Below are 25,535 nucleotides of genomic sequence, written 5' to 3' on the forward strand. Positions count from 1 at the left end.
CTAGGCGACGCCGGCGAGCCAGCCGCCGAGCTGCGCCCGGGAGCGTAGGCCGAGCTTGGCCCGCACGTGCTCCAGGTGCGACTCGACCGTGCGCACCGAGACGGTCAGCCGCGCGGCCACCTCGCGGTTGGTCAGGCCGTCGGCCACCATCCGGGCGATCTGGAGCTCGCGGGGGGTGAGCGGCGGGTGGCGGCGGGCCAGGAAATCGCGGACGGAGCCGAGCATCCGGAACCGGGACCGCGCCGGCTCCCCCGGCACGGGCAGGACGAACGACTTGTCGACCAGCGCCGCCAGCAGCCGCAGGCTCCCGCCGGCCGTCTCCCGGTCAAAGGCTGTCTCGTGTACGGCGAGACGACCGGCCAGGTGCTGCTCCGCGACGGTGAGCCGGCGGTAGTCGCGCTCGATGACCTGCCGGAGTCCGTCCAGCAGGGCGAACCGGTCGCGGCACACCTCGGCCAGGATCTCGGCCGGCGTCAGCATCCGGGCCCAGCGCGCGGCCAGCTCGATCGCCAGCGGCAGGCCGTCGAGCCGCGCGCCGATCGCCGCGACCTCCGGTCCGGCGACGATCCGGCGGCCGGCCGCGCGGGCCCGGTCGGTGAACAGCTGGACGGCCGCCGCCTCGTCCAGCCCGCTCACCGGGTGGACGACCTCGCCGGGCAGGCCCAGCGGTCCCGGCGCGGTGGCCACCACCCGGGCGCCCGACCGCAGCAGCTCCGCCGCCCCGGCGCCGTCGTCGGCCACCCGGACGCCCGGGGACGAGGCGGCGACCCGCCACGCCAGCGTGGACTTGCCGGCCCCGCCCGGCCCGGTCAGTGTCACCAGCGGCGCCGTGCCGAGGCTCCGCACGACGGCGGCCAGGTCGGCCTCGCGGCCCACGAAACGGCCCGTGAAGCTCATGCGGACCACTCTGCGTGCGCGGGCACCTCGCGAGCATGGGCCATTTGACCTGGGTGCGGGAGGTCACGCGTAAAATTCCTCGGTGACGTTGGTGGGGCGGGACAGCGAGGTGGCGCGGATCTCCGCCATGATCCGTGCCGTCCGCGACCGCGGCGCCGCCCTCGTGGTGCACGGCGACGCCGGGATCGGCAAGTCGGCACTGCTCGCGCAGGCCGCCGACACCGCCCGGGTGGCGGGACTGCGGGTGCTGACCATGGCCGGCACCGAGGCCGAGGCCCATCTTCCCTTCGGCGGCCTGCACCAGATGCTCTATCCGGTCCACGGCGCCTTCGGCCTGCTGCCGCCGGGCCAGCGGGCCGCCCTGCGCGCCGCCCTGGGCCTCAGCGACGAGACCGTGCCGGACGCCTTCCTGGTCGGCTTCGCCGTGCTCAACCTGCTGGCCGAGCTGGCCGACAGCGCGCCCACCCTGATCGTCGCCGAGGACGCGCACTGGCTCGACGCCGCCACCGCCGGTGTGCTGACCTTCCTCGCCCGCCGGCTCGAGTCCGAGCCGATCCTGCTGCTGGCCGCGGTGCGCACCGGCGCGGGCGTCACCCGCTGGACCGGCTCCGGCCTGCCCGAGCTGGCGGTGCGGCCGCTGCCGGAGACCGCCGCGACGGCCCTGCTCGGCCGGTCGGCCGTCGCGCTGACCGGACCCGAGCGGCAGCGGCTGCTCGCCGAGGCGGCCGGCAACCCGCTCGCCCTGATCGAGCTGCCGGACGCGGTCGCCGCCACCCGGGGGAGCAGCACGCTGGCCGCGCCCTGGCTGCCGCTGACCGCCCGGCTCGAGCGTGCCTTCGTCGAGCGCGCCACCGCCCTGCCGCCGGACACGATCATGGCGCTGCAGGTCGCCGCCCTCAACGACGGCGGCGCTCTGGCCGAGATCGAGGACGCCACCGCGGCGCTGACCGGCCGCCGGATCGGCGCCGAACGGCTGCGCCCGGCCGTGGACGCCCGCCTCGTCGAGCTCGGCGAGGACCGGCTGACGTTCCGGCACCCCCTGATCCGATCGGCCATCCATCAGAACGCCGGGCCGGACCGCCGCCGCGACGTGCACCGTGCCCTGGCCTCGGTGCTCGCCGCCGACCCGGACCGGCAGACCTGGCATCTCGCCTCGGCCGCCGACCGGCCGGACGAGACCGTCGCCGCCGCGCTCGAAGCGGTGGCCGCCCGGGCCCAGCGGCGGGGCAGCGCGGCCACGGTGGTCGCGGCGCTCGACCGGGCGGCTCGGCTCAGCCCCGACCCGCACCGCCGTGCCGACCGGCTGCTGCGGGCCGCCGACGCGGGCGTCGACCTGGGCCGCACCGAGGTGGTCGAGCGGCTGCTCGGCGCGGCCGGCTCGCTCGACCTCACCGCCGGGCAGCGGGCGCGGGCCGCGTGGATCGGTGCCGCCTTCGACGACGGCATGCGCGACCGGGACACCGACGCCACCACCCTGGCGGAGCTCGCGGGCGAGACCGCCGCCGCGGGCGACCTCGATCTGGGCGTCCGCATCCTGTGGAGCGCGGCCCTGCGGTGCTTCTGGTCCGAGCCCGGCCCGGACGCCCGCCGGCGCATCGTGGCGGTGGCCGAGGGCCTGCCCCTCGACCCGCACGACGCCCGGCTGCTGGCCGTCCTGGCCTACGCGGCGCCGATCGACCGGGGCGCCGTCGTGATCGAACGGTCCCGGCAGGTGCTCGCCCAGCCGGTGCCCGACCCGCGGGCGGTACGGCTGATCGGCAGCGCCGCGGTGCTGGTCGGCTCGTTCGACGTCGCCGTCGCCCAGTCGGCCGCCTCGCTCACCGGACTGCGCGCGCAGGGCCGCCTTCAGTTGCTTGCCCGCGCACTCGCCGCGCAGGCCTGGAGCGCCGTGCACCTGGTCGATCTCGCGGTCGCCATCCCGGCCGCCCAGGAGGCGAGCGACCTGGCCGAGGAGACCGGTCAGCCCTACCTGCTCGGCCTCATCCGGGCCAGTCAGGCCAAGCTGGCCGCCCTGCGCGGCGACTTCGACGGCGCCCGGCGGCTGGCCACCGAGGCCGAGCAGCGGGGTCTGCCGGTCGGCGCCCGGCCGGTGCTCGCCACCGCCCAGCACGCCCGGGCGCTGGCCGCCCTCGGCGCCGGCGACCATGCCGAGGCGCTGGAACGGCTGCTGCGCCTGCACGATCCGGGCGATCCGTCCTATCAGCTGGCGCTGCGCTGTCACACGATCGGCGACCTGGCCGACGCGGCCGCGCACGCCGGGCGCACCGAGGCGATCGGCGCGATCATCGCCGAGATGGAGGAGGCGGCCACCCGCACCCTGTCGCCGTCGCTGCACGACGGGCTGCGGCTGGCCCGGGCCCTGCTGGCCGACGACGAGGCCCTGTTCCGGGACGCGCTGGCACAGGACCTCAGCCGGCGGCCGTTCGTGCGGGCGCGGACCGCGCTCGCGTACGGCGAATGGCTGCGCCGCCGCCGGCGGGTGGCCGAGTCGCGTCAGCCGCTGCGGGCCGCCCGCGACGCCTTCGACGCGCTGGGCGCGGTGCCGTGGGGCGACCGGGCCCGGCGCGAGCTGCGGGCCGCGGGCGAGCGCAGCGGTCAGCGGGCCGCCGCCGCGACCGACCGGCTCACCGCGCACGAGTTCCAGATCGCCCAGCTGGCCGCGCAGGGCCTGACCAACCGGGACATCGGCAAGCGGCTCTACATCTCGCACCGGACCGTCGGCGCCCACCTGGCCAAGATCTTCCCGAAGATCGGCGTGACCTCGCGCGTGCAGCTGCGGGACGCCCTCGAGGGTTGATCTCCCCCACTTCCGCCGCCGCTCGGTGGTGACATCACCCGATGCCTCGCATCGGGGCCGATCGCATCATGGGCGCATGATCAACAACATCGACCGGCTTCGTGAGCAGGTGTCCGTCCTGCTGCCCGGCGAGCCCGGATACGCCGCCGCGTGCGCCACCTTCAACGTGCTCACCCCGATGACGCCGGCGGTCGTCGTCGACGCCGCGGGGCCCGCCGACGTGCAGGCGGCCGTCCGGTTCGCGGCGGCGAACGGCCTCGCCGTGGCGGTCAAGGGCGGCGGGCACCTCCAGCCGCTGCCCGGCGACGGCGCCGTCCTCATCGTCATGGACCGGATGGCCGGCGTCACCGTCGACCCCGCCGCGGCGACCGCCCGGGTCACCGGCTCGGCGCGCTGGGGCCAGGTCCTCGACGCGGCGGCCGAGCACGGCCTGGCCCCGCTCAACGGCTCCACACCCACGGTCGGCGCCATCGGCTACGTGCTGGGCGGCGGCCAGAGCCCCACCCTCGGCCGCCGGTACGGCTACGCCGGCGACCACGTGACCGAGTTCGAGGTGGTCACCGCCGACGGGCAGCTCCGGGTCGTCGACGAGATCCGGGAGCCCGAGCTGTTCCACGCGCTCAAGGGCACGCGGGGCAACCTCGGTGTGGTCACCCGCATGGACATCGGGCTGCTGCCGATCCCCACGATCTACGCGGGCGGCCTGTTCTTCCCCGGCGAGCAGATGACCACGCTGCTCCCGCTGTGGCGGGACTGGGCGGCCACCCTGCCGGAGAACGCGAGCACCTCGGTCGCCGTCGACCGGCTCCCTCCGGCGCCCGACCTGCCGCCGCACCTGCGCGGCGCGTTCCTGCTGCACGTGCGCTTCGCCTTCATCGGCCCGGCCGAGCAGGGCGCGGCGCTGCTCGCCCCGATCCGGGCCGCCGGCACCGCCGTCGACGACTCGGTGGCCGAGGTGCCGTACCGCGACTCGGCGACGATGCACGCCGACCCGCTGACGCCGCTGCCCTATGTGGACAAGGGCCTCGGCCTGAGCGCCCTCACCGACGAGACGCTGGCGGCGTTCCTCGGCGCGGTCGGCCCCGACTCCGGCTGCCCGCTCACCACGGTCGAGATCCGCGCTCTCGGCGGCGCCCTCGACCGGGCTCCCGCGGTGCCCGACGCGGTGCCGAGCCGGGGCCTGCCGTTCCAGGTCTTCGGCGTCGGCGCGGGCGGCCCGGACGACCTGCCGCGCCTGACCGCCGCGCTCGACCGGCTCGTCGAGGCCCTGCGGCCCTGGCAGTACGACCACCAGATGGCCAACTTCATGACCGTGGGCGGGGACGGGCTTCGCCGGGTGTACGGGCCGGAGCTCTACGACCGCATCCTGGCCGTCAAGCACAAGTACGACCCGGACAACCTGTTCCGCGTCAACTTCACCTTCGTCTAGCGCGACCCGGCGGGAACGAGCCGCGGGTGGACGGGTAGGTGGCCGTACGCCCGTGGTGAACCTGCTGGTCCAGGTGGCCGCCCGCCGGCACGGAGGCGCGGCGGTGCTGCGGGCGTGCACCGGCCGGGGGTGAGTCGCGCCGTCTCAGTGCGTCTTAAACGTTTTAGAAAGCCGTCCGAAAAGGGCCTTCATCGCCTCTTGCTCGGGGGGAGGAGAGCGGGTAGCTTCGCCGGGAAGTAAACGTTTTACATGAGGTGACAGGGGCGCTATGGCGGGCCGGGTGCGGATTCAGGACGTCGCTGCGGCGGCCGGGGTCTCGGTGGCGACCGTGTCTAACGCGCTCAACCGGCCCGAGCGGGTCAACGCCGGCACCGCCGCGCGCATTCAGCGGATCGCGCGGGAGCTCGACTACGTGCCGCATCACGGGGCCGTCGATCTGCGCCACGGCCGGCGCTCGGCGATCGCGCTGGTGATCCCGGACGTCACGAACTCGTTCTACGCGCGCATCACGCGCGGGGCGGCCGACGCCGCGTACGGGCACGGCTTCTCGCTCGTGCTCTGCGACAGCAACGACGACGCCGAGCGGGAGCGCGACTTCTTCACCATGCTCGCCGACCAGCGGGCCGCCGGGGCCGTCGTGGTGCCCCGCGGCGCCGACCGGCAGCGGCTGGACGGGTTGCGGCGCCGCGGCATCCCGCTGGTGCTCACCGACCGGGCGGTGCCGGTGCAGGAGGGGTGCTCGGTGGCCGTCGACGACGTCGCCGGTGGGCGGCTCGCCGTCGAGCACCTGCTCGCCGGTGGGGCCCGGCGCATCCTGGTGGTCAACGGTGACCGGGCGATCCGGCAGTGCGCCGACCGGTGGCAGGGCGCCCGGCAGGCGGTCCGCGAGCACCGGGGCGCGGCCGTGCGGCAGGTGTCCGTACCGCAGATGGATGTCGCTTGCGGCGCCGCGGCGGTCCGGGAGCTCGCCGAGCTGCCCGACGCCGTCTTCTGCACCAATGACTTCCTTGCCGTGGGTGTGGTGCAGGCCCTGCTGGCCCGTGGCGTGCGCGTCCCGGGTGACATCACGGTCGCCGGGTTCGGGGACCTCGACGTCGCCACGGTGTCCGCCGTGCCGCTGACCACGGTCCGGCAGCCGGTCGAGGAGCTCGGCCGCGCCGGCGTCGGCCTGCTGCTCGACGAGGTCGAGGCGGTGGACGACCACACCCACGAAGCCCGCCAGTTCCCCCCGCGACTCGTGGTGCGCGAGTCCGCGCCCCGCCAGGAGGTTCTCGTATGACTGTCGTAGCCGAGCTGCTGCCCGCCGCGGTGCGGCGCAAGACCCGGATCGGTCTCGTGGCCGGCGGTCTGGGCGCCTACTGGCCGCAATTTCCCGGGCTGCTGCCGCAGCTGAAGGAGTCCGCCGCGTACGTCTCGTCGCGGTTCCAGCGGATGGACGCCGAGGTCGTCGACGTCGGGTTCATCTCCGACGCCCGCGAGGGAGCGGTCGCCGCGGAGACCCTGCGCCGCGCCGACTGCGACCTGATCGTGCTGTTCCTGACGACCTACCTGACCTCCGACATGGTGCTGCCGATCGCGCAGCGCGCGCACACGCCGGTCCTCGTGATCGACCTGCAGCCGACCGAGCGCATGGACCACGCGCAGTTCGACACGGGGGCGTGGCTGGCGTACTGCGGCCAGTGCCCGGTCCCCGAGGTCGGCAACGTGTTCCGCCGGGCCGGCATCCCGTTCCGCTCGGTCTCCGGCCATCTGCGCCAGGAGGCGGCCTGGCAGCGGATCGACCGGTGGATCGAGGCGGCGGGGGTGCGGGCCGCGCTGCGGCACGCCCGGCACGGCCTGATGGGCCATCTCTATCCCGGCATGCTCGACGTCTCGACCGATCTGACGCTGCTGCCCGCCACCTTCGGCTCGCACGTCGAGGTGCTCGAGTTCGACGACCTCCGAGTACGCGTGGAGCAGGTCACCGACGCGCAGGTCGCCGAGCGGGTGGCCCTCGCCCGGGAGCTGTTCACGGTCGACGAGTCCGTCGCCGAGGACGATCTGGCGTGGGGCGCCAAGGTGTCGGTGGGGCTCGATCGTCTCGCCGGCGACTTCGCGCTGGACTCGCTCGCCTACTACCACCGCGGGCTCGACGGCGAGCAGCACGAGCGGCTGGGCGCCGGCATGATCCTCGGCGCGTCGCTGCTCACCGCCCGGGGCATTCCGGCGGCCGGTGAGTACGAGCTGCGTACCTCGGTGGCTCAGCTCGTCACCCAGGCGGCGGGTGCCGGCGGTTCGTTCTGCGAGATCCAGGCCCTCAACTTCACCGACAACGTGGTCGAGATGGGCCATGACGGCCCGGCGCACCTCGCCGTCTCGGCCGGCGATCCGCTGCTGCGCGGCCTCGGCGTCTACCACGGCAAGCGCGGCTGGGGCGTCAGCGTCGAGTTCGACGTACGGCACGGCCCGGTCACCCTGCTCGGCCTCGGCCAGGACCAGGACGGCACGCTCGCGTTCGTGGCGTCGGAGGGCACCGTGGTGCCCGGCCCGCTGCTCGAGATCGGCAACACCACGTCCCGGGTGGACTTCGGCCGCGACCCGGGCGAGTGGGTCGACGACTGGAGCGCCACCGGCATCGGTCACCACTGGTCGCTGTCGGTCGGGCACCGCGCCGGCACCTACGCGGCCGCCGCGAGCCTGCTGGGCATCCCGTTCCGCAAGGTGTAGGGGAAGCGGTGCGTCAGCGGGCCAGCCAGCGGTCGAGCTCGGTGAGGACGTTCTCGATCTGTGGCCGGAGCGCGTCGGCCGTCTCGGCCGGGCTTCGCCCTTCGCGGGTGAGGCGGCCGGTCTCGCCGATGACGATGCGGACGACGCCGGCCAGGGCGATGCCCTGCAGGCGGGCCACCTCGGGTGTGACGTCGCTGGTGGCGGCGATGGCCGCGGCCAGGGCGGTGGCCAGGCGATCGGTCACCTCCAGGGCGAGCCGGTTGACCGCCGGGCTGATCGAGGCCAGGTAGCCGAGGTTGCCGCGGGCGTTCTCGGCGGGCATGCCGCGGATCGCCGCCACCGTCTCGAGGAGGAGGCCGCGCACCGCGGCGGCGGGGGTGGTGCCGGCCGGGCGCGAGCGGATCAGCTCGGTCAGCCGCTGCTGCATCTCGTCCTCGCGGTCGGTGACCAGATGCTCCTTGGCCGGGAAGTAGTTGTAGAGCGTCTGCTCGGCCACCTCCGCCGCGCGCGCCACCTCGCTCACCGTCACCTGCTCGTAGCCGCGCTCGGCGAACAACCGCGCCGCGGTGTCGGCGATCAGCCGGCGAGTGCGCGCCTTCTTGAGCTCCCGAAGTCCCCGTTCAGCCACGTCGGAAGTGTATCAAGCCACAAACTTGGGGTGCGCTCTAAAATTCGCGTACGCTCTAATCGGCGATGTACGCGACGAGAGGAAGCACGCCATGACAACAGACAGCCCGCCACGTTCCCTGCGGCAGGCCTGGATCGCGCTGGCCGGCCTGTCGGCGGTGTTCCTGTTCGAGATGCTCGACAACTCGGTGCTGAACGTCGCCCTGCCCACGATCGGCCGTGACCTGCACGCCTCGACGGTGGCCCTGCAGTGGGTCACCGGCTCGTACGCGGTCGTGTTCGGCGGGCTGATGCTGGTCTTCGGCGCCATCGCCGACCGGTTCGGCCGCCGGCGGATCATGCTGCTGGGGCTGGTCCTGCTCGGTGCGGCGAGCCTGGCGACCGCCTTCGTCACCACGGCGGAGCAGCTCATCGCCGTCCGGGCGCTGATGGGCGTCGCGGCCGCCATGACGACGCCCGGCTCGATCGCGCTCGCGTTCCGCCTGTTCACCGCCGACGGGCTGCGCGTGCGGGCGATGACCCTCATCTCCACCGTCGGGCTGGCCGGGCTGGCTATCGGGCCGACCGCGGGCGGCTTCGTCCTGGCGGTCGCCCCGTGGCAGGTCCTGCTGCTGGTCAACGTGCCGATCGCCGCGCTGGCGTACGCGGGCATCCGCTCCGGCATCGCCGCCGACCGGTCCGCCGAGCTCCACCGGGACCCGATCGACGTCCCCGGCGCGGTGCTGGGCACGGCGACCATCGTGCTCGCGCTCGTCGCGCCCACCCTGTTCGTCGACGAGGGCACCGGTTCGTGGGCGCCGTGGGCGGCGACCGCCGCGGCCGTCGTGGCCGTGGTGCTCTTCGTGCGGCGCGAGCGCTCCGCCGCGTACCCGCTGCTCGATCTGAAGCTCGTCGCCCGGCCGCTGGTCGCCGCCGGACTCGCCTACAAGGCCGCGACCGGTCTGGCCGTGGCCGGCATGGGCTACATGGTGACCCTGCAACTGCAACTCGACTGGGGCTGGCCGCCCGCGCTCGCCGCCGCCGGCATGCTGCCGCAGGTGGTCGTCCTGATCGCCGCCGGGCCCTTCGTCAACCGGTTCGTCGATCGGGTGGGCCTGGACCGGGCGGCCGGTCTCAGCTCGTTCGCGGTCGTGGCCGGGCTCGCCGTCTACGCGCTGCTGGGCCACTACGGCTACGTCTGGGTCGCGCTCTCGCTCGCCCTGGTCGCCGCCGCGATCCGCGTGGTCGGCGTCGTCGCCGGCGTCAACGTGCTGCGCGGCCTGCCCGAGAACCGCACCTCGATCGGCGCGGCCCTGGTCGACACGGCCTCCGAGATCACCTCCGGCGCGGGCGTCGCGGTCACCGGCACGATCCTGGCCGCGCTGTTCACCGGCGCGATCGCGGCGTCGCACTGGACCGGCCGGCAGACCGCGCAGTTCGAGCACGCGGTCACCTTCGCGGGCCTGGCTCTCACCGTCGTCGCCGCCGCCCTGGCCGGCTGGGCGCTCCATCGCACCCGCGCACGGGCGCGCGGGTGACGCGCCGGGGACTCTCAGCGGCCGGCGTCGTCGCCGGCGGGCAGGGTGTGCCAGATCTGGAACGCCACGGTCGCGGCGCCCTGCTCGTCGCCGGCCGCGATCATGTCGATCAGCTGGGTGTGCAGCTCGACCGAGGTGTGCCCGTCCGTGCTGAAGCGCAGCCGCTCCGCGCGGCGGACGAGGGGGCCGAACTGGTCCAGCACGGTCGCGAGGGCGTGATTGCCCAGGGCGTCGACCGGGATTCGGTGGATCTCGTCGTCGGCGTCCAGGGCCGCGCCGATGTCGCCCGCGGTCACCGCGTCGGCGAAGCGGCGATTGGCGTTGCGCATGCGCTCGATGTCGTCGTCGCTCAGCCGGCCGGTGGCCTGGCGCACGGCCAGTTGGTGCATGGCGGCGATGACGTCGCGAGCGTCCCGCACCGCGCCGGCCTCGATGGTGCTGACCCTCGTCGACCGGCCCGGCAGCGCCACCACCAGTCCGCTTCCGCCGAGACGCAGCAGTGCCTCGCGCACCGGGGTGCGGCTGACCCCGAGCCACTCGGCGAGCTCGCCGTCCTTGAGCTGCTCGCCGGGCCGGAACGTGCCGTCGACGATGGCGTCCCGAAGGCGCCGGTAGACGTCGTCGCGCAGGAGCGAGCGGTCCACGGCCGGGCTGTCCAGGGGGATCGGCATGCAACATATTGCACACAATGTTCGTCCTCGCACAAATTGACATCGGCCTTGGTGTCGCGCCCGATGTGCAATATATTGCATGTCGGAGATCGGCGACGGAGGGACGAGACCCATGAGCATCAAGAACATCGTGCTGGTGCACGGCGCGTTCGCTGACGGTTCGGGCTGGCGCGGCGTGTACGACGATCTGACGGCGCGCGGTTACCGCGTCACGATCGTGCAGAACCCGCTCACGTCGCTGGCGGACGACGTCGCCGCGACCACGAGAGTGCTCGACCGGCAGGACGGCCCGGCAATCCTGGTCGGCCACTCGTGGGGCGGCACGGTCATCACCGAGGCGGGAGTCCACCCCAGGGTCGCCGGCCTGGTGTACGTGTCGGCGCTGGCTCCCGACGCCGGTGAGACCACCGCCCAGCAGTACGAGGGGTTCGCCCCGACGCCCGACTTCGTCATCGATGTCGCCGAGGACGGCTACGGCTTCCTCAACTCCGAGAAGTTCCAGGCCGGGTTCGCCGCGGACGCCGATGACGCCGACGCGGCCTTCCTGCGCGACTCCCAGGTGCCCGTCAACATGGCGGCCTTCGCGACGCCGGTGCGCAACGCCGCCTGGCGGGACAAGCCCAGCTGGGCCGTCATCGCGACCGCGGACAGGGCGTTCGACCAGGCGATGCTGCAGCACATGGCCAAGCGCATCGGCGCCGAGGTCACCACCGTGCCGGCCAGTCACGCCCTGTTCCTGACACAGCCCGTCGCCGTCGCCGACGTCATCGTGACCGCCGCGCGGAACGCCGCCGCCGCTCGCTGACAGCCGGCTTACCCGTCCGGGCCCCGGCCCGCGATCGTGCGCAGGGTGTCGAGCACGGCGCGGACCGAGGCGCGGTGCAATGTCTCCGGCCTGGTGAGCACGTCGATGTGGCGGCCGGCCGGCAGGTCGGCGAGGGGACGCAGCACCAGCCGCGGATCCGGTGCGGTCGTGTGGCCCGGCAGCAGGGCGAGCGCGTCCCCGGCCGCGACCACCGACGCGGCGACCGTGAACTCGTTGATGCGGTGCCGGATGTCGAGGGGGCGCCCGGCCGCCGCGGCGATCGCGGTCAGCACGCCGGTCAGCGGGAAGCCCTCGTGCACGCTGATCCACGGCCAGGTGCTCACGTCGGCCGCGGTGAGCCGGCCGCGGGCGGTGAGCGGGTGGCGGGCCGACATCGCGACGTACAGCGGCTCGTGGATCAGCGGGATCACCGTGAGCCGGTCGGCGGGCCAGGGCGGGCTGTGCGCCAGCCGGTGCGCGAGCACCAGGTCGTAGTCGCCGACCAGCGCGGGAAACTCGGCCTCCGGCACATCGCGGTCGGCGCACCGCACCGCCGGGAACCGGGCGATCAGCGGCGCGAACCAGGTCACGCCGGCGCTGTGGAACGCGGCCACGGTGACCGGCGTGCCGGGCGCGTCCAGGTAGTCGCCGACCGCGCGGGACGCCCGGTCGAGCGCGGTCATCACCTCGACCGAGGCCGCGGCCAGGGCGCGGCCCGCGTCGGTCAGCACCAGGCGCCGGCCGCGGCGCTCGGTCAGCGGCACCGGCGCCGACCGTTGCAGGACGTTGAGCTGCTGCGACACGGCCGACGGGGTGATGTGCAGGGCGCGGGCCACGGCGGCGACACTGCCTCGCTCGCCCAGCTCGCGCAGCAGCCTCAAGTGGTGCGGATCCATTAGCCCTACTACATCGTCGATTCAGAGGTTGGCGTCTTGTCTACCGTATCGGTGGGCAGCAGGCTTCCCGTGTGACAGGGGATCTTCTGCTGCTCGCCGTGGCCGTGATCTGGGGCAGCAGCTATCTGGCCACCAAGACGCTGGTCGTGGCCGGTGGGGTGCTGGTGGTGCTCGCGCTGCGCTACCTGGTGTCGATGGCCGCCATGCTGCCGCTGATGATCCGCCGGCGTCCGGCGCGGGGCGAGATCGGCGTCGGGCTCCTGCTCGGGTGCACGCAGGCGGCGGTGCTCGCGCTGGAGACGTACGGGGTGTCGCTCACCAGCGCCACCAACGCCGGCGTGCTGATCAGCCTCACGATCCTGCTCACCCCGCTGTTCCAGGGCGGCCTGCCGCCGCGGTTCTTCCTGGCCGCCGGGGTCGCGACCGGCGGGGTGGTGCTCCTGGTGGCAGGACCCGGCCTGCGTACGCCGTCGGCGGGCGACGCCCTGATGCTGGCCGCCGCCGTGGTCCGCGCCGCGCACGTCACGCTCTCCGGGCGGCTCAGCCGGCCGTCCTACGACACCGTCACCCTGACCACCTTGCAGACCGTGGTGGGCGCTGTCGTGTTCACCGTCGCGGCCGGTCCGGCGCTGCTTCCGGCGGCCACCGGCTTCGGCGCCGGCGATTGGCTGGGCGTGCTGTACGTGGCGCTGGGCTGCAGCGTGTTCGCGTTCGTGGTGCAGTTGTGGGCCGTACGCCGCACCTCACCCGCCCGGGCGAGCCTGCTGCTCGGCACCGAGCCGGTGTGGGCCGTCCTGATCGGCCTCGGCCTCGGCGGCGACCACCTCACCGTCCTCGCGGCGGCCGGCATCGCCCTGGTGCTCGCCGGCACGTTCTGGGGCCAGCGGGTGGAGCGTGCCCACCGCACCGGTTCGGTTTCGGCCGCCGTGCCGGTGGGCCGACAGCGGCCGGAGCACGATCAGCGCGAGCACGGCGGCGACGGCATAGGTGGTGGCCTGGACCTCGAGGAGCGGCAGCGTGCCGGCCGTGCCTTGCAGTGCTCCGGCGGCGAGCAGGCCCAATGCTTGCCCGGCGGCCTGGGCGAGGCCGAACGCCGCGAACGCGCTGCCACGCCGGTCGTCGTCCGACGCCTGTTGCAAGAGGCTGGTCAGGCCCGCACCCAGGAGGACGCCCGGCGCGCCGATGACGGCGAACAGGGTTAGGTAGACCGGCATCGCGTGGGTCACGAACGACAGATTCCACGTCACCGCGGTGAGGACGGTGAAGATGACGCTGCCGGCGACAGTGAGCCGCAGGACGCTCAGGCGAGCGCCCAGCACGCCGAGGACGACACCGGCGGCGATGGCCCCGATCGCCTGGACGCCGCGGAGCACCCCGACGTCCGCCTCGGCGCCGCCGAGGATGTCGGTGACGAAGAAGACGAACAGCAGGAGGAACAGGCCCTGGGCAACGGCCGCGACGAAGGCCACCACGATGGGTGCCCGGCTCGCCGGGTCGGCCAGGACGGCGAGCGGGCCACCGTGCGAAGGGCCGGCCGGCCTCGCCGTTCGCGGGACGCGTTCCCGAGGCAGGGTCGCGACGAGTGCGGCGGCGACCAGGTAGGTCGCGATGTCCACCAGCACGACGGCGCTGAGCCCGGCCACGGCGAGCAGTGCGCCGCCGAGCGGGCCGCCCACGATGCGCCCCAGGTCGTTGTTGAGCCCGACCAGGGCGTTCGCGGACATGGCCCGGTCGGGTCCCACGAGCGCCGGCAGCACGGCGTTCTTGGCGGGCTCGAAGAACGCGGCGAAGGTCGCGTGGGCGACGATCACGCCGTAGAGCAGTGGCAGGTCGGCTCTGTCGCGCACCGCGAGCAGCGGCAGCAGCGAGCCTGCCTGGGCGAGCATCGCGACGACCATGACGAGGCGCCTCGGCAGCCGGTCGGCGACGCGGCCCGTGACCGGGGCGAGCAGCACGGGCGGCGCCAACTCGAGCAGGAACGCGACCGAGGTGCCCAGGGCCGAGCCGGTCAGCTCGAGCACGACCAGCGGCAGGGCGATGAACATCAGCCAGTCGCCGGCGTCGGACACCAGTCCGGCGATCCACAGCCGGCGGAAGGCGGGCACCGTCAGCGCTGAAGATCGCCGCGGGCGCGCCACAGTGGTCACTGCGGCCCGAATCCCGGCCGGGGGAAGGCCATAAGCGAGAGGTGTACGTGTTCTGCGTCCTCGGGGGCGCCGGTGCGCGTGGCCGCGATGTAGGGGCGCACCACGGCGTCGATGCGGCGCAGCACTGTGGCGAGCTCGTCCGGTGACAGGGCGAGGCCGAAGCTGGCATGCGAGTCGACCTCGCGCCAGCGCTCGGGCAGATCCTGTTGCCGGCGCAGGAACTCGCGGGCAAGGTGGTGGTCCAGCTCCACGGCGGCGGCCAGCACGCGGCCGGCGCCCGCGTCGGCGTCGGCGGTGTCGGTGCCGACCGTGAAACCGGTGAGCGTGGCGCGCCACGGGCGGGAGCGCCCGTCGCCGGAGTCGTCCGGCTCGACGAGGCCGTGCGCCGCCAGCACCCGCAGGTGGTAGCTGCAGTTGGACGGCGTGTCCCCGACGGCACGCGCACAGGCGGAGGCCGTCGCGGGCCCGGACGACATGAGATAGCCGAGCACGTCGAGCCGCACCGGATGGGCCAGCGCGTCGACGACGGCGGGATCGGTGAGCTGAGGGCGGCGTTCCCGCATGGCGGTGCTCCAATCTGAAAGACTCTTTCAGATCCTAGCGCCCCACCTTCCCGCGGGCTCACGGCACCGGTTCGGACAGCTGCCGCATCGGGTCAGGAACACGCGCGCAGTGGCCGATTCGGCGACCACCAGCGCGTAGGAGAACGAGTTCGGCGCCCCCTGGCTGAACGCCGCCATGCCGGTGACCTTGCTGTCGTCCGCCGCCGGCCGGCCGTCCTCGCGCATGCGGCGGTGAACCAGTTGCACGGGAACGTGACGGTCTGGCCGAGCGCGCTGCACACCAGGAACCAGTCGGACGAGCGTCATCGCCGGCCACTCCCCAGAAATCCGCCGCACACGCCCGGTCAGATCTGGGACAGAGTGGGTCCTTTCTTCTTGTCCGTATAGGCGATATTTTGGCGAGTTTCGCGGCGATATGGTCGGGCGTCTTTTTCAGGATCTTGCGTGAGGTGCCCATGTCCCGCCTGTCTCGGCCCGCGTTGCTGACGGCTTCCGTAGCGATGACCGCTGGTCTCATCGCCGTCCCGAGTGCCGCGTCCGCCGCCGGCACCACGACCTCCCTGTCCGCGGCGCAGATGTCCGCGGCGCTCAAGGCGGTGGCGGCCACGTCGACCGCCGCGACGGCGAAGGGCTGGAAGGCCACGATCAGCCTGACCGGCGCGCTGTCCGCCGCCGGCCTGTACGTCGTCGACCCGGCCGCCGGCGTGGTGTTCGACCGCACCGTCATCGCCGGGCAGCTCACGGCCGACTACGCGGTGGCGGGCAAGGGCCTGTACGGATACCTGGCCGACCCGTCGTCCCGCTCGGCGGTGAAGATGATGGGCCGCCCCTCGGTCCGGTACGTCTTCGCGGCGAACAAGGCGCTCAAGCTCGACACCTACGTCCAGGACAGCGGCGTGTCACCGGCGACGGTCCTGACCGAGGACGTCGACCACGCCGGCACCAGGACCGTGCACGACGACGCGTCCGTCGACTACCAGTACCGCGACGGCGACGGCGCGACCGTGAAGATGCACGTCAGCGAGGCCGGGCTGCTGACGACGGCGCAGGCGAGCGGCGACGGCCTGGGCGTGACCCTCGCCTACGCGTACGCCCCGCAGCGCGTGACGGTGCCGCCGGCGTCGGCGACGATCGGCTCCGCGGCGCTGGCCCAGGGCGTCGCCTACCTGGACATGCCGGCGCTGGTCAAGAAGGTCGCCCGGCAGGGCGCCGCCGACGCGCGCCGGGCGGCGCACGGCCACAAGGTCAAGGTCACGTCCCTGCGCAAGGTGGTACGGCGTGACGTGGCCGCGCTCAACGCCTCCATCCAGGTGCCGATGGTGAAGACCAGGAACGTCGCCAAGGGCGTCCGCGTCTCCGCGACGAACCCGTGGACGCGCAAGACCATCTCGTACACGCTCAAGGCCTCCGGCACGAAGGTCGTCCTGACCAAGAGCTGATCGAGTCAGAGCTGCGTGGGCCGGTTCCCGGCCGGGTCCGGCTCGGCTTCGGGCGGGCGGGGCCCGGGCACGGCACCGGCCGCGCGCCGGTCGACGGTGATCTGGGCCCACCAGCCGCGCACCGTGCGGTCCGCGGCGCCCTCGCGGAGCACTGCCACCCCGAGCACGGCCCCCGCGGTGCCGAGCCCGATGGCCGCGACGCCGAACAGGACGTCGCCGCTGCGCAGAGCCGCCACACCGAACATGGCGAACGAGAATCCGCCGCCGATGGCCGCGGCGCCGAAGAGCACCCCGCCGCGGCGCAGCGCGGCCACGCCGACCACGGCGAATGCGAGTCCACTTCCCACGGCCGCGGCGCCGAGCAGGACGTCGCCGCCGCGCATCACTCCCACGCCGACCACGGCGAACGCGAGTCCGCTGCCGATGGCCGCGGCGCCGAGCAGCACGTCGCCGCCGCGTACCACCGCCACCCCGCCCGCGACGAGCGCGATCCCGAGCCCGGCGATGGCCGTGCCGAGCAGCAGGTCGCCGTTTCGCAGCATCGTCGCCCCGGCCCCGGCCAGCATGACTCCGCTCCCGGCGATGGCGGCGCCGAGCAAGGTGGCGCTGTCGCGCAGGACCGCCGCTCCGGCCACGACGAGCGCGATCCCGAGCCCGGTGACGGCCGCGCCGAGCAGCCCGCCGCCGTTCCCCAGCATCGTCGTCCCCGCCACGGCCAGCGCGACCCCGCATCCGACGCCCGCGGCGCCGCTCAGCAGGCGGCCGGCGGTTTCGAGCGCGGTGGCGAGCAGGACGGTGATCGACAGCAGGGCGGCGGCGGACGCGGTGAGCCATGTCGTCCACGCCGGCACGGCCAGGGTGAGCAGGACGGCAGCGGCGGCGAGGGACCACAGCGTGACGCGGGCGCCGCGTTGCAGGGTGGAGCCGGGGTAGCGGCGCAGCCAGCCGGCGCTCGCGGCGACGGCGCCGAGCCCGGTGACGGCGGCGAGGGCCGGGCCGGCGCGGTCGTCGTCGCTGAGGATGTTGACCAGGATGCCGGCGGCCATCGTGCCGAGCAGGAACCCGGCGATGACACCGGGCCAGCCCAGCCGCGACCCGCCCGGCGCGGGGCCGGGTGCCGAGCCTGGCTCGCGGGCGGATGCCGGGCCCGGCTCGTGGGTGGTCATGCCGTCGAGCATGGCGGGCCGGCGCCGGCCGGGGAAGATGCCGCGCGGCGCCCGGTGCCGGGCACGGGCCGGCGAGGCGGGTTCGGGACGGGCGGCCGATCAATCGTGGCGGAAGACGGTGACCAGGACGCGCAGCACGAGGACCGCCGAGACGATCAGGAGGCCGTAGCCCAGCAGCGGGAACAGGGCGACGCCCGTGCTGACCCGGGGGCCGCCGTCGGTGCCCAGCAGCAGGGTGGCCATCACGCCCGCTGTCGCGCCGATGACCGTGAGCAGGACCTGGTGGAGCAGGCCGGTGACCAGGCGCCGGTCCTGGTCGTCGGCGAACAGCCGGACGTTGAACCGCAGCCGGCCGTGTTCGAGCGCGTCGCCGATGCGGTCGATGCGGCGGGGGAGGCCGCGCAGCATCGGCAGGATGGTGCTGAGCTCCTGTTCGAGGGCGTCGCGCAGGTTGTCCGGGGTGAGGCCGCCGGCGATCCGGCGGCCGGCCGAGGCGCGGGCCTGGCCGACCAGGTCGAAGCCGGGGTGGACGAGCGCGAGCGTGCCCTCGAGCGTGGTGACGGCCCGGAAGACGGCCGCGACCGACGGGGGCACGCCGAGGCCGTGCGCGGTGAAGGTGTCCAGCAGCGCGGTGACCGCCGCGACGCCGACCGTGCTCGCCGGTGACGCGTAGCGCACGATGAGCGCGCCGACCATCCGCTGCAGTTCGCGCTCGTCCACGTCGTCGGGGCGGTCGAGCAGTTGCAGCAGCGCGTCGGTGACCGCCACGGAGTCGCCGCGGCCGGCCGCCAGCAGGAGCCGGCCGATCGCGGTGCGGGTCACCGCGTCGATCCGCCCGACCGAGCCCAGGTCGAGCATGCCGAGCGAGCCGTCGTCGTCGAGCAGCAAGTTGCCGGGGTGCAGGTCGACGTGGAAGAGGCCGTGCACCAGAATCTGGTCGAGCATGCTGTCGAGCAGGCCGGACGCGATCTCCGCACGCCGCTCGTCGTCGAGGCGCGCGAGGAGCGGGGCGGCCGCGCCGAGCGGGGTGCCGGGCAGGCGGTCCATCACCAGGACCCGTTCGGAGCCGAGCCCCGGGTGCGGGGCGGGCACCCGGACGCCGCGCCCGGGCGACGCGGCCAGGGCGGCGGCCATGGCGCGCAGGTTGTCGCGTTCGACGGTGAAGTCGAGCTCCTCGCGCAGGGCGGCGGCGAATCCGGTGGCGAGGCCGCGCACGCCGAAGGCCCGTCCCCAGGCCGTGCGGTCCTCGAGCATGTCGGCGAGCCGGAGCAGGATGTCCAGGTCGCGTTCCACGATCCGGGCGATGCCGGGCCGCTGCACCTTCACCACCACCTCGGTGCCGTCGAGCAGCCGGGCCGCGTGCACCTGGGCCACCGACGCCGCGGCCAGGGGCTCGCGGTCGATGTCGCGGAAGACCTCGCCGGCCGGGTGGCCCAGCTCGGCGGTGAGGACCGCGTCGATCTCGGGCCACGCCACCGGGGTGGCCCGGTCCTGCAGCGCGGTCAGCTCGTCGGCGAACTCGGCGGGCAGCAGGTCACGCCGGGTGGACAGCAGCTGGCCGATCTTGACGAAGGTCACGCCGCCCTCGTCGAGGGCGGCGCGCAGCGATCGGGCCAGCCGCCGCCGCGCCGCCGCCGACGTCGGTCCCGGCAGCGGCCGGCCGCGCAGGAACCGGCCCAGGCCGTGCCGCAGCGCGATCCGGAGGATCGTGGAATAGCGGCGGGTGCGCTCGATGCGGCGCCGGGCTCCCTTCCACGCCTCCACCGGGCCGGGCAGCGACCCGGTCGGCAGCAGGACCTCGAGGACGACCAGCGCGGCCATGGCGAGCAGCGCGGCGACGACGATCGAGGCCGCGCCCAGCAGGAAAGCCTCACCGCCGCCGACCGTCGTGGGGTCGTCCGGCGCGAACGCCGACAGGATCGGCGCCGTCACCAGCAGGGCCAGCACGGCGGCCAGCAGGGCACGGACCAGGCCGACCCGCACGCCGAGCAGCCGCCGGATGACCGCGGCGAAGGCCAGCACCGTCACGATGACGGTGGGGACGAACAGCACTATCGAAAGGGCTCGCTGCACGAGGAGTGACGATATCGTCGCCTGTCACTCCAGGCTGACCGCCGCGGTGGTGCGCCGGACGGCGAGGGTGGGTGACAGCTGCACCTGGACCGGGCGGCGGTCGCGGTCGGCGATGCGGTCGACGAGCAGGCGGGCCGCGTCGGCGCCCATCTGGCGGCCGTCCTGGTCGACGCTGGTCAGCGAGATCGGGCCGAAGGATGCCAGGGCGCTGTTGTCGTAGCCGGCCACCGAGATGTCGCCGGGCACGGACAGGCCCGCCTCGGCGATCGCCTCCAGCGCCCCGAGCGCGACGACGTCGGCGCCCGCGAAGATGGCGGTGGGGCGCGGCGCGCGGCTCAGCAGCTCCTTCGCGCCGCGGTAGCCGCCGTCGTGGGTGTAGCTGGTCGACGCGATGTCGATGAAGCCGGCGAGGCCGCGCCGGCGCATCGCCTCCCGGTAGCCGTCGGCGCGCCGGGCGTTGGGCATCTCGGCCAGGCGCACCCGGTCGGTCTCGTGGTGTTCGATGTGCGCGATGCGGCGGTGGCCGAGGTCGGCGAGGTGGTCGACGACCAGGGCGGCGCCGGCGACGTCGTCGTCGGCGACCGAGTCGTAGGCGGGGGAGGAGCCGTGCCGGCCGACGACCACGGTCGGCACCCGGCGGGCGACCTCGATGAGCCGCGTCTTCGCCGACACCGGGGCGATGAGCACGAGCCCGTCCATGCTGCGGTCGATCATCGCGTCGATCACACGGGCCTCGGCCTTCTCGCCGTTGCAGCCGGGCGCGATCAGCACCTGGTAGTCGGTGCCGGCGAGCTGGGCGGTGATGCCGTCGAGGATGTCGGCGAAGAACAGGTTGCGCAGTTCCGGGATCATCACCCCGATCGTGTACGTCTGCCCGCGCAGCCCGCGCGCGGCGGCGGAGGGCCGGTAGCCGAGCTCGGCGATCGCCTGCTGCACCTTGGCCCGCATGGCCGGGCTGGCCCCGTACGCGTTGCGCAGGACCTTGGACACGGCGGTCGTGGAGACCTGGGCGTGCCGGGCCACGTCGATGATCGTGACGCGCCGGGGCGCGGGCTTGTCCACCACCAGCTCAGCGTACTGATCAGGGGCCGGCCCCTGGCGCCGCGGTCGTGCCGCGCGTGACCAGCGCGGGCGAGAGCCGCACCTGCGAGGTGGGACGGCCCCGGTCGCCGATGCGCTCCAGCAGCAGGCGCGCCGCCTGCCCGCCCATCTGATGCCCGGCCTGGTCGACCGTGGTCAGCGAGATCGGGCCGAACGAGGCGAACGTGGTGTCGTCGTATCCGGCCAGCGACACGTCGGCGGGCGCCGACAGGCCGGCCTCGGCCAGGGCGTCGAACACCCCCATGGCGACGATGTCGGCGCCCGCGAAGATGGCCGTCGGGCGCGGCTCGCGGGACAGCAGCTCCCGGGCGCCGGCGTAGCCGCCCTCCCGCGTGTAGGACGTGGCCGCGATGTCGATCTGGTCGCCGAGGCCGTGGGCGCGCATCGCGTGGCGGTATCCGTCGGCCCGCCGCGCGTTGGGCATCTCGCGCAGCCGTACGGCATCGGTCTCGAGATGCTCGATGTGCGCGATGCGGCGGTGGCCGAGCCCGACCAGGTGGTCGACGACGAGGGCAGCGCCGGAGAAGTCGTCGTCGGTCACGGTGTCGTAGTCGGGGGAGTGCCCGTGGCGGCCCACCACGACCGTCGGCACGGTGCGGGCGACGCTCTGCAGCCGGCGTGGCGAGGCGACCGGCGCGATCAGCACGACGCCGTCCATGCTGCGATCGATCATGGCCTCGGTCAGCCGGGCCTCGCCTTGCTGGTCGTTGCCGGACGAGGCCATCAGCACCTGGTAGTCCGTGCCGCCCAGGCGTTCGGCGATGCCGTCGAGGATGTCGGCGAAGAACGGGTTGCGCAGGTCGGGCAGAAGCACGCCGATCGTGTACGTCTGCCCGCGCAGTCCCCGCGCCGCCGCCGACGGGCGGTAGCCGAGCTCTTGGATGGCCGCGCGCACCTTGGCCTGCATCTCCGGGCTGGCCCCGTACGCGTTGCGCAGCACTTTGGACACCGCCGTGGTCGAGACGCCCGCGTGCCGCGCCACGTCGACGATCGTGATCCGCCGACTGACCATCCGCGCTCCTAGCTGTGCGAACGAGTATGGAAAACGTTGCTCAGCATAGACCCTTGACTCGGCTTGGCATGCGCTCGTAAGGTCGGCGAAACATTGAGAAAACGTTACCCATGCCGCACCCGGCGTGGCGTCCTGATCGGCTCCTGATCCGCTGAAACGATTCAAAACCGAAGTGGGTTGCCGTGTCTCTCGATCTCCAATCCCGCACCACCGAGCGGGTGGTCCGCCCGCCCCGGTCGCGGCGGCCACGGGTGACTCCACCGTGGTGGTTCACGTTGCCGGCTCTGCTGCTCTTCGCGTTCGTCGTGCTGATCCCGAGCGGCCGCGGCGTCTACTACGCCTTCACCGACTGGGACGGCCTCGACCCGGACTTCGCCTTCATCGGCCTGCGCAACTTCACCGACATGCTCGGCGACGAGGACGCGGTGCAGGCCATCTGGCACACGGTGCTCATCGCGGTGGCCATCACGGTGATCCAGAACGGCATCGGCCTGCTGCTCGCCCTCGGCGTCAACAGCATGATCAAGACGCGGAACCTCCTGCGCGTCCTGCTCTTCGCGCCGGCCGTGGTGACGCCGATCGTCACCGCCTACCTGTGGCGCAACCTGCTCGGCCCGGACGGCGCGGTCAACGCGGTCCTCGGCCCCTGGGGCCGGGACTGGCTCGGCGACCCCGGCCTCGCCCTCTGGATGATCGTCGTGGTCGTGGTCTGGCAGTTCGCCGGCTACTCGATGGTCATCTTCCTGGCCGGTCTCCAGTCGATCCCGCGCGAGATCTACGAGGCGGCCGCCATCGACGGCACCGGCGCGCTCCGCCGCTTCTGGTCCATCGTGCGCCCGCTGCTCGCACCGGCCATCACGATCAACCTGATGCTCTCGATCATCGGCGGCATCAAGCTCTTCGACCAGGTGTACGCCCTGACGGGCGGCGGACCGGGGCACGCCACCGACACCATCTCCACGCTCATCTACAAGGACGCCTTCACGCTCGGCGAGTTCGGCTACAGCATCGCGCTCGCCGTCGTCCTGACGATCATCGTGGCCATCGCCTCCGCCGCCCAGTACACGTTCCTGTCCCGCAACGAGAAGGCGGCGTCGTGAACCGCTACACCAAACGCACCTTCGCGCTCGAAACACTGATGATCGCCGTCGGGATCGTCTTCGCCTTCCCGGTCTACGTGCTGGTCAACCTGGCGATCCGGCAGCCGTCGGACACGTCCTCGCCGATCCGGCCCACCATGTCGCCGACCTTCGCCAACTTCACCGGAGCCTGGCGCGAGGCCGGCCTCGGCGGCGCCCTGATCAACAGCGTGCTGGTGACGGTCGTCAGTGTCACCATCGTGCTGGCCGTCTCGGCCCTCGCGGCCTACCCGCTCGCCCGCAGCGCCGCCCGCTGGTCGCGCACCACGTTCCTGGTCATCATGCTCGGCCTCGTCCTGCCGTTCCAGCTGGCCTCGCTGCCGCTCTACCAGACGGTCCGCGACCTGGGCCTGCTCGGCTCGGTGTGGTCGCTGGTGCTGTTCTACTCGGGTCTGCAGGTCCCGTTCACGACCTTCCTGTACGTGGGCTTCCTGCGCGCGCTGCCCCGCGACTTCGAGGAGGCCGCGTCGATCGACGGCGCCACCCCGTTCACCACCTTCCGGTACGTCGTGCTGCCCATGCTGAAACCGATCACCGTGACCGCGCTGGTGCTCAACGCGGTCGCCGTCTGGAACGACTTCTTCACCCCGCTGCTCTACCTCAGCGGCAGCGACCAGCAGACCGTCCCGGTCGCCGTCGCCGGCTTCGTCGGCCAGTTCGTCTCCGACTGGAACCTCATCTTCGCCGCCCTGATCATCAGCATCATCCCGGTCCTGGCGGTCTACCTGGCGCTGCAGCGCTCCATCATCAACGGCTTCGCCGGAGGACTCAAGGGATGACACCGTACGGCCTGACGACCGAACAAATGACAGAGCCGCTCGGCCTCGGGGAACCGCGTCCGCGGCTGTCGTGGAGACTGCGCTCCGGGCGGCACGCAGCGGCGCAGACCGCCTACCGCATCACGGCCACTGTGGACGGAAGCGACCGCCTCGTGCGGGACAGCGTCCGGCGCGAGCTGCTGCTGCGGCCCACCCGGGCGGCACGCTCACCTGGGCCCGCGCCGAGCAGGAAACGGCGCGCGGCCGGGTCGCCTGCGGCTGGTCGCTCGACGGCGACCGGCTCACCGTGACCGTCACCGTGCCGCCGGGATGCACAGCGATCCTCGAAGTTCCCACTCCCGACCCGGGCAGCGTGCGCTGCGTCCCGGTCGCGCCGTCGGCCGGCGGAGCCACCCTCCGCCTGGTCTCCGGCAGCCACACCGTCACCGCCACCTCTTGTTGATCTCCAATGTGGGAGAGCTCATGAAGAAAAGTCTCAGCCTCGCCCTTACCGCCGTCCTGCTCACCGCCGCGTGCAGCAGCGGCACGAATGCCAACTCCGGCAGCGACGCCGAGAACAAGACCCTGACGCTGGCCTCGGTCGACCAAGGGTCCGTCGAGGACGTCATCAAGGCGTTCGAGGCGGCCAACCCGGGCGTGAAGGTCACCTTCACCACCAGCGGCGCCGACCAGTACCAGGCCCAGATCCGCACCCAGCTGTCGTCGGGCACCGCGCCGGACGTGATGACGGTGTGGCCGGGCAACGGCAACCCCGGCGCCACGTACGTGCTCGCCAAGCCGGGCTATCTGATGGACCTCTCCGACCAGCCGTGGGCCGGGCAGTTGCCGGACGCGTTCAAGACCGTCGCCCAGTACGAGGGCAAGACCTACAACGCCGTCTTCGGGCTCAACGGCATCGGCGCCGTCTACAACGACGAGGCCCTGGCCAAGTCCGGCCTGAAGGCCCCGGAGACCTGGACGCAGCTGCTGAAGTTCTGCGGCGATGCGGCCGCCAAGGGCACGCCCGCCTTCGCCCTGGGCATCCAGGACAACTGGGTGACCCAGCTGGTGCTGTACGCGCTCGCGGCCACCACGGTCTTCGGCGCCGACAGGGACTTCGACGCCAAGCTGCAGAGCGGGCAGGCCACTTTCGCCACCTCGCAGTGGACCACGGCCATGGCCAAGTACCAGGAGATGTCCTCGGCCGGGTGTTTCCAGAAGAACCCGCTCGGCACGAGTTACGAGGCCAGCCAGGCGCTCGCCGCGACCGGCAAGACGCTCGGCATCGTGCAGGGCAACTGGATCATCGGGCTGCTCAAGCAGAAGAACCCGAAGGGCAAGTTCACGATGAAGGCGCTGCCGGCCACCGACGACCCGGCCTCGTTCCTCATGCCCGCCGCCGCGGGGGCCGGCTACGGCATCAACGCCAAGGCCAAGAACAAGGAGCTGGCGCTGAGGTTCGTCACCTTCATCATGTCGCCCGAGGGCATGAAGCTGTTCAACGAGAAGCAAGGCAGCCTGCCCACCCTGGCGGGCGCCGGCACCACTGTGGACCCGGGCCTGTCCGAGCTGACCACCTTTGTCAAGGACAACCGCACCGTCCCGTTCATGGATCAGCTGTGGCCCAACGCCAAGGTGCAGCAGACCATGCTCAGCGGCCTCCAGGAGGTCTTCAGCAAGCAGACCACCCCGGACAAGGTTCTGGCCGACATGGACGCCGAATACCAGAAGGGCGCCTAGCCCCAGCGCACACGCCCTTGCCCGCGTCGCCCGCTCCGGACGACTGGACTCC

The 25,535-nt window shown here is 73.3% G+C and carries 22 protein-coding genes and 2 pseudogenes; 13 read left to right on the plus strand and 11 right to left on the minus strand.

All coding sequences use genetic code 11. The annotated features are described in order from the left end of the window. The gene (locus Ade02nite_RS06360; protein WP_203760581.1) at positions 1-897 is read right to left on the minus strand and encodes a helix-turn-helix domain-containing protein; all 897 of its coding nucleotides are present in this window, start codon (positions 895-897) and stop codon (positions 1-3) included. A gap of 82 nt (positions 898-979) precedes the next feature. Here Ade02nite_RS06360 and Ade02nite_RS06365 point away from each other — a divergent pair, with 82 nt between their 5' ends. From Ade02nite_RS06365 to Ade02nite_RS06380, 4 genes are all read left to right on the plus strand, one after another. Then, entirely contained in the window at positions 980-3,694 is a 2,715-nt protein-coding gene (locus Ade02nite_RS06365) for a helix-turn-helix transcriptional regulator (protein ID WP_239168578.1), read from the plus strand. A gap of 76 nt (positions 3,695-3,770) precedes the next feature. Further along, the gene (locus Ade02nite_RS06370) at positions 3,771-5,123 is read left to right on the plus strand and encodes an FAD-binding oxidoreductase (RefSeq protein WP_203760582.1); all 1,353 of its coding nucleotides are present in this window, start codon (positions 3,771-3,773) and stop codon (positions 5,121-5,123) included. A gap of 280 nt (positions 5,124-5,403) precedes the next feature. Continuing rightward, positions 5,404-6,402, plus strand: coding sequence for a LacI family DNA-binding transcriptional regulator (locus Ade02nite_RS06375; protein ID WP_203760583.1), 999 nt, complete (start codon positions 5,404-5,406; stop codon positions 6,400-6,402). Beyond that, positions 6,399-7,829, plus strand: coding sequence for an L-fucose/L-arabinose isomerase family protein (locus Ade02nite_RS06380; RefSeq protein ID WP_203760584.1), 1,431 nt, complete (start codon positions 6,399-6,401; stop codon positions 7,827-7,829). Before Ade02nite_RS06375 ends, Ade02nite_RS06380 begins: the two co-directional genes overlap by 4 nt. A gap of 13 nt (positions 7,830-7,842) precedes the next feature. Here Ade02nite_RS06380 and Ade02nite_RS06385 read toward each other — a convergent pair whose 3' ends face one another. Continuing rightward, a complete protein-coding gene (locus Ade02nite_RS06385) occupies positions 7,843-8,457 on the minus strand; it encodes a TetR/AcrR family transcriptional regulator (protein ID WP_203760585.1) in 615 nt (204 codons plus the stop codon). A 91-nt stretch (positions 8,458-8,548) separates the two neighbouring features. On the opposite strand from Ade02nite_RS06385, the gene Ade02nite_RS06390 reads away from it, so the two are divergent. Then, positions 8,549-9,973: an MFS transporter gene (locus tag Ade02nite_RS06390; RefSeq protein ID WP_203760586.1), complete on the plus strand. Its 1,425-nt coding sequence runs from the start codon at positions 8,549-8,551 to the stop codon at positions 9,971-9,973. A 14-nt stretch (positions 9,974-9,987) separates the two neighbouring features. Here Ade02nite_RS06390 and Ade02nite_RS06395 read toward each other — a convergent pair whose 3' ends face one another. Continuing rightward, positions 9,988-10,644 (minus strand): GntR family transcriptional regulator, encoded by a 657-nt coding sequence (locus tag Ade02nite_RS06395; RefSeq protein WP_203760587.1) that lies wholly within the window; start codon positions 10,642-10,644, stop codon positions 9,988-9,990. Between the two features lie 112 nt (positions 10,645-10,756). Here Ade02nite_RS06395 and Ade02nite_RS06400 point away from each other — a divergent pair, with 112 nt between their 5' ends. Beyond that, positions 10,757-11,449, plus strand: coding sequence for an alpha/beta fold hydrolase (locus Ade02nite_RS06400; protein WP_203760588.1), 693 nt, complete (start codon positions 10,757-10,759; stop codon positions 11,447-11,449). Positions 11,450-11,457: 8 nt separating this feature from the next. Here Ade02nite_RS06400 and Ade02nite_RS06405 read toward each other — a convergent pair whose 3' ends face one another. Then, entirely contained in the window at positions 11,458-12,345 is an 888-nt protein-coding gene (locus Ade02nite_RS06405) for a LysR family transcriptional regulator (protein ID WP_203760589.1), read from the minus strand. 71 nt (positions 12,346-12,416) lie between these two features. Here Ade02nite_RS06405 and Ade02nite_RS49095 point away from each other — a divergent pair. Then, a pseudogene (locus Ade02nite_RS49095) lies at positions 12,417-13,160 on the plus strand (DMT family transporter); the annotation flags it as partial. Here the strand turns inward: Ade02nite_RS49095 and Ade02nite_RS49100 are convergent. The 3 genes from Ade02nite_RS49100 to Ade02nite_RS06420 are packed head-to-tail and all read right to left on the minus strand — an operon-like array spanning position 13,089 to position 15,361. Then, complete coding sequence (locus Ade02nite_RS49100; RefSeq protein WP_307871204.1) at positions 13,089-14,492, minus strand: MFS transporter; 1,404 nt, start codon at positions 14,490-14,492, stop codon at positions 13,089-13,091. The pseudogene Ade02nite_RS49095 and the gene Ade02nite_RS49100 sit on opposite strands and share 72 nt — an antisense overlap. Further along, positions 14,489-15,055, minus strand: a complete 567-nt coding sequence (locus Ade02nite_RS06415) for a helix-turn-helix domain-containing protein (RefSeq protein ID WP_203760591.1) — start codon at positions 15,053-15,055, stop codon at positions 14,489-14,491. Before Ade02nite_RS06415 ends, Ade02nite_RS49100 begins: the two co-directional genes overlap by 4 nt. A 27-nt stretch (positions 15,056-15,082) precedes the next feature. Beyond that, on the minus strand, positions 15,083-15,361 hold the full coding sequence (locus Ade02nite_RS06420; protein WP_203760592.1) for a hypothetical protein: 279 nt from the start codon (positions 15,359-15,361) through the stop codon (positions 15,083-15,085). A 194-nt stretch (positions 15,362-15,555) separates the two neighbouring features. On the opposite strand from Ade02nite_RS06420, the gene Ade02nite_RS06425 reads away from it, so the two are divergent. Beyond that, positions 15,556-16,494: a hypothetical protein gene (locus Ade02nite_RS06425; RefSeq protein WP_203760593.1), complete on the plus strand. Its 939-nt coding sequence runs from the start codon at positions 15,556-15,558 to the stop codon at positions 16,492-16,494. Between the two features lie 5 nt (positions 16,495-16,499). Here the strand turns inward: Ade02nite_RS06425 and Ade02nite_RS06430 are convergent, their stop codons facing one another. From Ade02nite_RS06430 to Ade02nite_RS06445, 4 genes are all read right to left on the minus strand, one after another. After that, positions 16,500-17,660: a hypothetical protein gene (locus Ade02nite_RS06430; RefSeq protein WP_203760594.1), complete on the minus strand. Its 1,161-nt coding sequence runs from the start codon at positions 17,658-17,660 to the stop codon at positions 16,500-16,502. Positions 17,661-17,759: 99 nt separating this feature from the next. Further along, positions 17,760-19,733 (minus strand): ABC1 kinase family protein, encoded by a 1,974-nt coding sequence (locus Ade02nite_RS06435; protein WP_239168579.1) that lies wholly within the window; start codon positions 19,731-19,733, stop codon positions 17,760-17,762. 24 nt (positions 19,734-19,757) lie between these two features. Beyond that, positions 19,758-20,798 (minus strand): LacI family DNA-binding transcriptional regulator, encoded by a 1,041-nt coding sequence (locus Ade02nite_RS06440; protein ID WP_239168580.1) that lies wholly within the window; start codon positions 20,796-20,798, stop codon positions 19,758-19,760. Between the two features lie 16 nt (positions 20,799-20,814). Then, a complete protein-coding gene (locus tag Ade02nite_RS06445) occupies positions 20,815-21,846 on the minus strand; it encodes a LacI family DNA-binding transcriptional regulator (protein ID WP_203760595.1) in 1,032 nt (343 codons plus the stop codon). A 182-nt stretch (positions 21,847-22,028) separates the two neighbouring features. On the opposite strand from Ade02nite_RS06445, the gene Ade02nite_RS06450 reads away from it, so the two are divergent. The 5 genes and pseudogenes from Ade02nite_RS06450 to Ade02nite_RS06465 all read left to right on the plus strand — a co-directional run bounded on the left by Ade02nite_RS06450 (position 22,029) and on the right by Ade02nite_RS06465 (position 25,483). After that, positions 22,029-22,946, plus strand: a complete 918-nt coding sequence (locus tag Ade02nite_RS06450; protein ID WP_239168581.1) for a carbohydrate ABC transporter permease — start codon at positions 22,029-22,031, stop codon at positions 22,944-22,946. Further along, positions 22,943-23,764, plus strand: a complete 822-nt coding sequence (locus tag Ade02nite_RS06455) for a carbohydrate ABC transporter permease (protein WP_203760596.1) — start codon at positions 22,943-22,945, stop codon at positions 23,762-23,764. Before Ade02nite_RS06450 ends, Ade02nite_RS06455 begins: the two co-directional genes overlap by 4 nt. Then, on the plus strand, positions 23,761-24,054 hold the full coding sequence (locus Ade02nite_RS51070) for a glycoside hydrolase family 78 protein (protein WP_455430515.1): 294 nt from the start codon (positions 23,761-23,763) through the stop codon (positions 24,052-24,054). The genes Ade02nite_RS06455 and Ade02nite_RS51070 overlap by 4 nt, the downstream gene beginning before the upstream one ends. Next, positions 24,012-24,206: pseudogene (locus tag Ade02nite_RS51075) on the plus strand (hypothetical protein); the annotation flags it as partial. The gene Ade02nite_RS51070 and the pseudogene Ade02nite_RS51075, both read left to right, overlap by 43 nt. Positions 24,207-24,226: 20 nt before the next feature. Next, complete coding sequence (locus Ade02nite_RS06465) at positions 24,227-25,483, plus strand: ABC transporter substrate-binding protein (protein ID WP_203760598.1); 1,257 nt, start codon at positions 24,227-24,229, stop codon at positions 25,481-25,483. Positions 25,484-25,535: the final 52 nt, after the last annotated feature.

This window comes from Paractinoplanes deccanensis (assembly GCF_016862115.1).
In the GTDB taxonomy this organism is placed as follows: domain Bacteria; phylum Actinomycetota; class Actinomycetes; order Mycobacteriales; family Micromonosporaceae; genus Actinoplanes; species Actinoplanes deccanensis.